This window comes from Algoriphagus terrigena DSM 22685 (assembly GCF_000429445.1).
GTDB lineage: Bacteria > Bacteroidota > Bacteroidia > Cytophagales > Cyclobacteriaceae > Algoriphagus > Algoriphagus terrigena.
Window position 1 is genome coordinate 29363 of sequence record NZ_AUBW01000014.1, and the last position, 10717, is coordinate 40079.

At 43.2% G+C, this 10717-nt stretch carries 8 protein-coding genes; 5 read left to right on the forward strand and 3 right to left on the reverse strand.

The genetic code is table 11. The features are described from left to right. Positions 1-123 precede the first annotated feature (123 nt). From G459_RS27495 to G459_RS0113680, 3 genes are all read right to left on the reverse strand, one after another. A complete protein-coding gene (locus G459_RS27495; protein WP_051315219.1) occupies positions 124-2415 on the reverse strand; it encodes a hypothetical protein in 2292 nt (763 codons plus the stop codon). A 557-nt stretch (positions 2416-2972) separates the two neighbouring features. After that, positions 2973-3404, reverse strand: a complete 432-nt coding sequence (locus tag G459_RS0113675; protein ID WP_026968157.1) for a hypothetical protein — start codon at positions 3402-3404, stop codon at positions 2973-2975. A gap of 136 nt (positions 3405-3540) precedes the next feature. Next, complete coding sequence (locus G459_RS0113680; RefSeq protein WP_026968158.1) at positions 3541-3735, reverse strand: hypothetical protein; 195 nt, start codon at positions 3733-3735, stop codon at positions 3541-3543. A gap of 719 nt (positions 3736-4454) precedes the next feature. On the opposite strand from G459_RS0113680, the gene G459_RS30600 reads away from it, so the two are divergent. From G459_RS30600 to G459_RS29875, 5 genes are all read left to right on the forward strand, one after another. After that, positions 4455-4619: a hypothetical protein gene (locus G459_RS30600; RefSeq protein ID WP_157373337.1), complete on the forward strand. Its 165-nt coding sequence runs from the start codon at positions 4455-4457 to the stop codon at positions 4617-4619. A 1251-nt stretch (positions 4620-5870) separates the two neighbouring features. Beyond that, a complete protein-coding gene (locus G459_RS29870; protein WP_157373338.1) occupies positions 5871-6584 on the forward strand; it encodes a hypothetical protein in 714 nt (237 codons plus the stop codon). Beyond that, entirely contained in the window at positions 6581-7567 is a 987-nt protein-coding gene (locus tag G459_RS27505; protein ID WP_035455966.1) for a glycosyltransferase, read from the forward strand. Before G459_RS29870 ends, G459_RS27505 begins: the two co-directional genes overlap by 4 nt. Before the next feature lie 414 nt (positions 7568-7981). Next, positions 7982-9031 carry a BF3164 family lipoprotein gene (locus tag G459_RS0113720; RefSeq protein ID WP_026968163.1) on the forward strand — a complete coding sequence of 350 codons (1050 nt, stop codon included), beginning with the start codon at positions 7982-7984 and terminating at the stop codon, positions 9029-9031. A 1431-nt stretch (positions 9032-10462) separates the two neighbouring features. Continuing rightward, positions 10463-10603, forward strand: coding sequence for a hypothetical protein (locus tag G459_RS29875; RefSeq protein WP_157373339.1), 141 nt, complete (start codon positions 10463-10465; stop codon positions 10601-10603). The last annotated feature ends 114 nt before the right edge of the window (positions 10604-10717 follow it).

The window sequence follows — 10717 nt, forward strand, 5'->3', positions numbered from 1 at the left end:
CTGAAATCCAGCTATACCGAGTCTGAGATTTAGTACTGACAAATCTCCAGCCCCGTGAAAAGGATTGTCCGATGAACAAAGGCAAAATCGCCGACAAAACAGAGTCCGTTAAGGCATCTGAATTTAGTACCCCTCGGCTCGGGTCAAAGTTCTCTCATTGGACCAAGATCCGCCAGTGAGCTCATAGAGCGTCCAAGTGTTGCTGTCCACTTCCTTCAGTCTCCAGCTCTTTTCGGGATTTACGAGCTCCCTTTTTATGTCTTGTGGAAATGCATTGGCTGACCTTGCGTTTTCCCAGGTTCGGATCACCTGAAAGATCGCGTCTTTTTCGGGACAGCTTTCCACATCTTTCTGATTCAAAATCAAACTATAGGTGGAGCCGATTCCCACCGACACAGCCTGGATGTGTTCGTACTCTTCCGCTTTGGAGTCAGCCTGAATCCGGAAGTTAGCGCCCATGCCTACCGGGAAAAAATTGGCATAGGTCACGTCCCGCAGGTCCTTGCCCTGACTGGTCGCACTCCCCCATTCTCTGGTCTGTGCGTCATAGAGGTTTTTACCACCGCCCACATTCCAGATACTTTGATAGTGCCAAGAACCTTCAGAAAGCGTCGCCCCCGTAAATCTGATGTAGGACATCCCGTGTTCCTTCGCCCGATCAAACATCGTCCGGAAAAAGCGTTTGGTAGAGTAGTAGCCGTGACCGTTGTGAAACAAAAACTCCTGACCGTCGAAGTCGTAATACGCGAGGCCATTGACCGCAGCCACGTCCGCATAGTGCTTGGCGATTTCATCCTGCAGCTGCAAGTTGGGCACCACGCCGGCATATCCCCAGCCGACGGTCACTTGGAGCTTGTAGATCGTATCATTTTTAGCGTGGGCTGATTTTTGGGTGTCCCAGTAGCCGCGGGTGACATTCAGCAGCCGATGAGGAGCAGATTCGGACACGCCCAGATAGTGGATCAGTTCCTTTCCGATCTTCACCATATTCAGTTCTTTGGTATGTCCCTCCCAGCTGCCGACCTCGTCCAGGTAGGTCGGATCATCGACGTAGATCAAGGTGTCGTCAGCATCGATATCCTGTGTCAACAAACGCTTCTGCTGATACCAGATGCTATCACTGGGAATCGGACTCGTGTCTTTGGTTCCGGGAGCCATCGAATTGGTGATGGTAGTCCGACCGATGGTGATTCCCGACTCCGCTGCCAGCTCGGAAAACTCTCTGTGCGACAGGGGCCCGGAGTTGAGTTTGATAGGCTTATTGTCAAAGTCTTCCCCGTCGATGTACCCACTATTTCCACGATCGGGATGGAGAAAGCCCTGATCATAAAGACTGATCGTGCTGAATCCGAGCCGCTTGGTATAGGAGACAATGCTATCATACTGACCTCCATGGGTCATGGCGTCCGGTTTGAACGCGGCGGGATCTTTCACCCACTTTCCGCCGACGGTAGGATAAGGCAAGCCTTCGTCGAGGACGATGGTCTGAATCACGTCCATCAGTGCGAGATCATCCGGACTGCCCCAAAGCGCTATGGATGAACCTATAAAATCCACTTCAGGAACCCGCTGCACCTGCAGGTGATTGGGAGTATTGGCTTTCATATTTGGGATCAGCGAAAACAACACCTCTCTGTCCCGGTCTCTATCCCGGGAATGATAGGCGATTGAAATCCTGCCCTTGTCATCTACCATGGCGGCATTGCCATACATGATCCGATAATAGGGCTCCTTGTGCGCGTAAAACGCCACATCGTTGATCCCATCCCCTCCCAGCGTAAAGATCTGCCCCTCCTGAAGATGGTCTGGCAGGGGGAACCGGTCCGAATCCGGAGAGTGGATGATGTACTGAAATGGAGCCGCGTCTCCTACCGTTGTGGACGGTCCACCAAGGGTGTTGTCATCGAGTGCCAACATGCCTATAGCATAGTTAACCGCTTCACTTGTGTCCCGGGCCACTCCGATAATTTCACCCACCAGATTGTTGATATTGGTATGGATGTATCCCCATTCGACGTCGTCGATCCCGTTGCGTGGTGTGAGGGACTCCAGGGTCAGTTTCAGATACTTTCCCTTACGACCCACACTGACCAGGGCCACGGAGCCGTTGTCATAGCTAAGCTCCAGTTCACTTTTGGCCGAATTATAAACCGATTTTACAGGTTCGAAATACTGCTGTTTGTCCTCGTCATACAGCCTCATCAGGGGCGAGGGCTTGTCCTCAGGACTAAACTCCCGGCGGGAATTGTCCGCTATATTCTGCATGCTGGTGATGAATCCCCGCTCATCAACCTTGACGCTAAAGTACTCTGTAGTGAAGATCACCTCTCTTTTCACCATGTTGCCCAAGAGGGCAATGACAACTACCAGGGCAACCACAAGACTTGCCTGATACTTTGTTTCTGTTTTCTTCATTACTCTAATCGACTCTATTAACTTAAATATCTGTGTTGGTCGATAAAAAAGAGCCGGAGAGCTTGCGCTCCTTTTACCGTGGGACGATGGATGAAACCTTCCAGTATCCGCTGTTCTTTCGATGCTGAAATTTCAATCTGATGGTTCAGGTGCAGGTTGAACTGACGATTTTATCACCGTTCAGACATTCCGCCAAGCCAAATAGAGCGTGAACTCGCAATCCGGGTCACATGAGCTCCGGTCAAAGGCTTTCACGCTAGTTCATCGTTGGAGACTCGTCCAGATCACAACGACAATTCAGGGCACTTCGCATGTCACAGCGTTTCCAAAGGCCAATAAAACCGATTTTATGTCATCGTTGAAGAAAAAGTTTCGGAAATCGAATTTGTGGCTTACACGCAAAAAATGACTTTAGCCTCCATATCTGCCATACATTTCTCACTGGACTGCTTCTGCTTGCCGAGTTCCATTACGATGAGACAGATCTATTCTCGCAGGCCTCTAGAACAACTGCTTTTAAAAAATGAAATTGCCATTTCCGTTTAATTAAAAGCCTCTCAAATCGAGTCCAAGGATATTTTCAATTTGAATTTGTAAGCGTAACCGCGAAAAAATGAACTACAGTCATAAGGCGAACAATCCGTTTCAACATTGGCAAATGTGTAGGTATCATTTGCGAGTTGTTTCAAAACGTTGATTGAAAAGCGGGAAATTTGCTCATCGTAGGGAACAACTAAACTAAAGTGTCCCTGAGCATCCGTCTCAAATGTGTCTTGTCTGATAACACGAGGCAATGAAAGAAAGGAAGTCTTCTCGTATACACTGACTAGTAGAGTGACACCGGGAATTTCTTCAGCCGTGCCCACATCCACTACGTCTACTGAAAAGGCGGTAGGCTTTTCTATCTCACAGCTCTGAATCAACAGTGCGCCAAGTATAAGCCAAACTGCCTTGAACAAATTAACGACTAAACCATTCATTCTTTTCATGCTTATTGAATTGCCCCGAAAACAAAAAAAACTCTGTAAATAGCTGATTTACAGAGTTTTGATTTTGTTTAAAATCCTATTTTGTCGGGGTGACAGGATTTGAACCTTAATTCACTATTTACTGAATACCAGATAATTAGCTATTTAAAACAAAAACAAGGTCACCTTTTTGGTCCCATTTCTTTTGAACGGTTTTGTATCTTATTTGGAAATCTAAAATAACGACTGGTAACAATAAAAGCAATCCTTCAATGATCCCGATTTCCCAAACGATTTGCTGAGTGAGAAAACTTTTTAATTCAAGCAATAATTCAACAAGAGTCTCAGTCAATTAGACTGATTTCCCAAGATTCTTATTCTTGACTCCAAGTCCCTCAATTGTTTATTTTCATTTTTCAGAAGCTCAAACTCTTCATCCTGAATCAAAAGATAAAGTGTCAACTCCTCAATCTTTTGAAGAAGCTTGGAATTGAGTACTTCGGATTCCACTCCCTTAGATTCCATTTCCGCAGCAGATCCGATATCGGTCAGATGCTTATTTGCTTTAATAAAGCTCTCCAACTCAGGCAAGGGAATCAATTCATAATCCTCTTCAAAAACAAGTCAGCACCGCTCACCTCTACTTTGACTTCAATCTTCTTCGCTTTAGCGTTTCTCCAGGCCTCATCGCCTGAAAAAAATTCATCGAAGGGAATTTGTCCAGACCGCCTGCTCCGAGGAGCTCGAAAAACGGGGGTGGATAAGCGAGCGTGTCGGGGCAAAAAATGTCTACGCCGAATTAGGCAAACCAATCTAGATGAAAACATTGTGAGTGTCGGCATTTTCTTCATTTGCACGATCCTGTTTGAGAATTTTTGTCAGCCGTTTTACATCATCTTCCTGATTCCGATCAGCTTTTTCGGGATGTTTTTAACTTTTGCAGTAGGCGGATTCAACTTTAACGGGGAGGATTTGCGGCCTTTGTGATGTTGGGCGGTCTGGCGGTGAATGTCGGTGTATTTATCCTCAATAACTGAACAACCTCGAGCCGGGTCATTAAACCGCAATATTTTGGAATCACTCGCATGGATGGCAATCCCGATCCTGCTGACGGTACTCTCGACTTGCTTTGGTTTGGTGCCATTTATCATCGAGGGACAAAGCTATATCTTTTGGTTTTTCTTAGCTATCGCGACGATCGTTGGCTTGGTATTCAGACTCGTGGGTGTGTTTTAAATACTTCCGGTGACGATGTGGAGGAAGGGGAGATTCCCGGGATCGATCACATGATAATCAGAAATTGTCCCAATCGTCTTCACCAACAGCCTAGACCAAGGTTTGTCTAGATGGATGGCCTTTTTAAAAACTATTCTTCATTGCCGTGATCGGTTTAAGAATTGATTGTAGATCGGTTTACCAAACTTTTCATAAATAAAATCTTGATTCTTGGGAGAGACGAGCCCCCTGGGAATCACAAGTCCGCTTTTTTGAATCCACCGGGTCAAAGTTCGACTAGACACTCCATATTCATGGGCAATTTCCTGTCTGGATTTCGCTTTTTGGGTCATTTTTGAAAAAACTAGATTATCCTGCAACTCAATCTTTCCAATAATAACTAAAACATCTTATCCGCTCCAACTAAAACTTAAAAAAAATCGAAAAAAAAACAGACTTCTTCAACATTTAATATGCTGGCTAAAAATTCAACGTCCTTTTGGCAAGCATCGAAACTAGTTGTCTTATAATTTTGTCTGATTTTGTCCTATTTTGTCCGGTTTTGTCCGATTTATAAAACTTTATTTCCTCCAATTTTAATAGCACAATATTTTTGACATGGAAAGGGTTCTGATTTTTACAGGTACAGCAAAGAAGGGGGACGTCGTGACGTTCCACACCATAATCCTCTACTTGGCTCTCACAGTCATCTCTTTTGTGGTCTTTTTTCCGACATTTTCAAACGAATTTCAACTTGCCTGGGATGATACTTGGCAGGTTATAGAAAATCCCCTTATCCAGAATTTTTCCATCGCCTCAGTTTTTTCTCATTTCATCCAATATTGGCAGGGACAATACTCCCCAGTCAATTCACTTCTTTATTTAGGAATCTTTTGGTTGTATGGAATGGATGCAGGAGCCTTTCATGCTATCTGTCTCTTGCTGCATCTTGTTTGCTCCTTTCTGGTACTTTCGGTTTCCCGTTCGGTATTTTCAAAACTTTTACCTTCCGTAAGTCAAAGGGACAAGAATGTTTATGCCTTTTTTACAGCAATAGCATTTGCGATCCATCCCGTGCAGGTTGAATCAGTCGCATGGATCAGTGCTTCCAAAATCCTGCTTTACGGATTCTTCACCCTGTTAGCTCTTTGGACTTATATCCGATATCTAGGAGCCCAAAGACGGATTTGGCTATTTTTGACTGCTTTCATATACATTCTTTGTTTTGGGTCCAAGGAACAGGGCATTTTGCTACCCCTCAACTTGCTTCTGATGGACTGGATCTGGGGTCGGTTCACTGTAAATGAAGAAACAAAAAAAATCCCTTATCGGGTGCTTTGGGAAAAAATCCCCTTCCTGATCCTCTGTTTAGCATTTTACTACTTTAACTGGGCAAACGGCGGGAGCCCAGGTTCATCTTCGGCCTACCCCGTTCCTCAACGCTTAGTCTTTAGTGCGTACAGTCTTGTAGAATATGTCTTTCGCTTTTTGGCACCCGTAAAGCTCTATTTCTTTCATCCTTATCCCATCAGCCCTGGTGAGCCGCTGCCTCTTTATTTCTTTGGGTATTTTTTACTGGCTGGCTTGATCATATATTTTGTATGGGAGCAAGCTCGAAAAGGAAACCGTCTGATTTTATTTGGATTCTACTTTTTTCTATTCAACCTTCTCTTGGTCTTGCACCTTATACCCTTGCCTCGACCGGTGATCACCGCAGATCGCTACTTATATCTTAGCGTGATCGGATTGGCTTGGATGCTGATCGGGTTGGCTGATCAATGGCAGGGAATTGGTAACAGAAAGATCAAGACTTCATTTCTTCTATGCGGAGGCCTTATTTGGTTGATTTTGCTGTCCTGCCAATCCCACCTCCGTACCTTGGAATGGAAGGACAGTGATACAACCAAATCCAATGTCCTGGAACTGATGGAAAAGAATCCTCTACCTGAGGATTCTGAGCCACTTTTTAACCTAGTAAAACCATGAGAAAAAGCTTGATTTCGGTTATTATCCCCTGCTACAATGAGGCTGAAAATATCCCCACCTTAATTCGGAGAATTAACAAGGCCCTTCGCAACTATCACTATGAAGTAATCTTAGTTAATGACGGTAGCACGGACAACACTCTTCTTGAACTGGAACTTGCGAGTCAAGGCAATGAACAAATTAAATATTTAAGCTTATCGAGAAACTTTGGTCATCAGACTGCACTGAAGGCGGGAATAGACTATGCCCGGGGGGACTGCTTGGTCACAATTGATGCTGATCTTCAAAAACCGCCGGAGCACATTCCTGCAATGATCACGCTTTGGCAGAAAGGATATGATATCGTCACCGCCACCTGCGAAAATCAGGGGCAGTCCACGCTTTTCAAAAAATGGAGCTCCCGTGTGTACTATCGCGTGCTGTCCTGGCTGGCGGATCATCCGGTAATCTCACAGGGGGCAGACTTTAGACTGATCGACCGAAAAGTAGCCGACATTATAAGACGCATCCAGAGCCAGAATCTCTACCTGCGGGGAATTTTTTCCTGGATGGGTTTTTCTCAGACTACATACGTCTATTGTGAGGAAAAAAGACATGCAGGAAAGACTAAGTACGGCTTGGGAAAGATGCTCAGTCTTGCCAGCAACGGGATCACTTCATTCAGCATCAAACCCTTACGACTTGCCTTGGCTTTGGGAGTGTTCTTCGCCTTCCTGGCCTTCGGCTACGGAATCTATGCGATAGTGGCGGTCTTCATAGGAAAGACCGTACAGGGGTGGGCTTCTTTAATTGCAAGCGTGGTGTTCCTATCCGGGATTCAATTGATCGTACTGGGAGTGATCGGAGAGTATGTGGGAAAGATCTATCGGGAACTTAACCAACGGCCGCTGTATCTAATTTCCAAAAGCAACTTGTCCGATCCCGTGGAAGACAACACCATTAACCAAAAATTAAAACAAGAAAGGAGGCCCGTCATGACTTAAATTCAATTTACAATTTGGAACCAATTCCTGGAGTCTGGCCCAAAACGAAACTTATTTATTTCACTATTTCACAACTTAACTAACAACAACATGAAACCCAATTTCAAAAAAATCGCAAAAGCCATGGCCATCGGCGTATTCTTTTTGGCACTATTCCTCAATATCAAAGTCAGCCTTGAAAACCCCTTTATAAGAGTGGACAACGCGGCGTTGGCGCAGACAAGTTCTAATTCACCAATCTGTTGCCAGTATACGGGAGCCTTTTGTACCGACAAACTCGGAAATGCACACTCTGATAGCATACAGAGACCCGGACCGTATTGCTCATAAGTGCATTAATTTAAATGCAAGTTTTAATGGGTGTCAATTGATTGAATTCTTGACACCCCTTATTGAATTTCACCATATGAAAAAATGAAAAAATTATATCTAGCGGCAGTTGTTATCTTAATCAGTTGTTCCCAGCCGAATAAATCGTCGGACATTCTTGAACTAAAATTATCCGACTTTCAGAAAAAAGAAAACTTAAAAGGTGAAAAAATATTTTTCGACAGTCTTTTAAATCCCAGAAGAATTTTGTTGAAAAACGATATACTAGTGATATCAAGCAGAGAATCAGGCAATTTAATCCATTTAATAGATAAAAATAAGCTAGAATATCTCTCTAGTAAAGGAATCCAAGGAGATGGACCTGGAGAGATACGGTCAAGCATTTGGGAACTTGACAGAGGATTGAATGATTCAACTTTTTGGGCATACGACTTAAGTAGCAAATCTATTCATGAATATGCTTTATATAAGCAGAGTAAATACGCATCACGTACAATAAATCAAAAGCAAGATTGGTTTATGAGTTTTTCTAACCATTGGATATCGCCGAATGAAATCATATCAAACGTTTCCCGGGATAATTATAAATTTGGAGTTTTTGACAGTTTAGGAAATAGGGTCAAATCATTTGGAAGTTGGTTCCCGGAAAAGGAAATAGACGAAAAAACCGGTCACTTGCTCTTACTTTTGAATCAAGGTCCTATCGAATTTAATTCTAAAAATCAAACACTGGTTCATAGTAGAATACAATACGAATTACTTGAAATAAGTAATTTAAAAACCGGTAAAACGTTCGGTATTTATGGACCAGAACTTTATGAAGTAAAGTACGACATTTTTGATAGCGACGGACTTCCCGTGGCCAACGTAGATATCGATACACCGCAAGGATATAGTGATGTATTTGTTGGAGAAGAGTCAATATTCGCAATTTACATCGGGAAGACTCCAGCATCAATAAAGGCATCGGGGGAGAGTTCACGAACAATCTTTGAGTTTGATTTGGCAGGGAATCCACTTTCATTATTTGAATTAAACTACCCGATACAATCAATAACAGTAGATGAAAAAGAAAAGAAAATCTATGCTATCACAGATGACAGAGAACCAGGGATTGCAGTTTTCAAATATTGAAATAAGTATGATAAATATTAATTTAATCGATCTATCTTCATATTTTTTTACTAGTTTCAATAGAACAGATCTCTTCCCGACATTGATTCGAAATCTAGTTCACATTGAACTAAACAATATGGGCAAAAGGTAGTATTTTCTTCGCAGCACAATCTCAAAATTCAATCTAACACGCTATTATTTCAAACAATTATTTCAAACTTAATTAACAAACAAAATGAAACTAAAAATCCAAAAAATCGCAAAAGCCCTAGCTATAGGCGTATTCTTTATGGCACTCTTCCTGAACATCAAAATCAGCTTGGAAGATCCATTTATCCGGATGGATAGTGCAGCTTTGGCGCAGACCAGCTCCACGTCTTATGTATGTTGCCCAAGTGTGGGTTCCATTTGCATAGATAGATATGGAACTGCATATCTCGACGTTGTTTCAAGAGCGAATTCTTGCGGGTAATTAAAAATTTCTCTTGCAGAGGAACGGCATAAGAAAGTACTTCTTTATAATGCTCGGTCTAACCGACCAAATAGATAGTTTTTTGTTCCAGGTCATAAGCTTTTAAAATGACCTGGAACTTTTACTTAACTTGAACTATTCTAAAAAGGCAAATATTTTTCACTAGTTATGCCTACATATCACTTTTGCATGACATGAATTATAATTTATACTTACTATAAGCAGAAAATCCAGCCTACACATGCCGAGTCTTTTTCGAAAAACGACTAGTATAGGCGCTTAACCTCTTCAAATTGGGCCGTGATCTGGGCGGCTTAATAGCCTGCGAAGGGACCCCGGTCAACTTCGCTCTGCTTCTCCCCCTTCTTCAAATTTTTCTTTAACTATCCTCTAGGCGCGGCACAACTTCTTTGTCCTACTTTTGCCTGCCAATCAACAAATCGGTTGTTTCAACCGAACTCCTGGTCCCATCATAGACATTGATTGACTTAAACTTCGGACTTGCCTCGATAAACATGAGCTCATCAATGCGTTTCCTCTCCAGTGGACAGCAAAGGGCGCAAAGTCATCTGCGTAAAACCATCCGGCTGGTTGTCCAGCTCAAGTGGCCAAGGCCGATGGCTCTGCAATCATAGAAGTGCTCCGACTGGAAAAGCTGAACATCTTGATCCTAAACGACTTATGGAAGTCCTGGACAGAATCGTCCACGACGCACACCACATCGAACTCCAGGGATAGTCCCTGAAAACAAAAAATCAATTCCGGAAATCAAAAACACTATAGCGATGTAAGTCCACTATTCTCACACCGAAAAATCACCTAACTCTGCAGGGAACTTTACAACGCTGATTGTGTTCACTTTGATCGCTATATGTAATTGTCTAACTTACCCCAGCCAGTACAAATGACAGAGATTTCCTCAGACAGCTTAGTGCCCGAAAAGGGAGCATTCATATCTTCGATAAGGCCTGTCAACTGTGGTATCTATAAACAATGGAGTAAAACAGGCGTATTTTTTTGTAACCCGACTCAACGACAGTACGAGCTTCGAAGTGATCAGGGAAGTCCGGCAGGAAGTTCATGAGTATTTGGCCGGCGGAGTGATTCTGGATCTGTAAATTGAGCTGAAAAACAAAAGAAAGCCATTGGGAAATGGTTTCTCCAGTATAAAATGAATTATATTAAGAAATGAAAATGGGTAATCTGTTGGTTACAAATTAACCCATTTTACC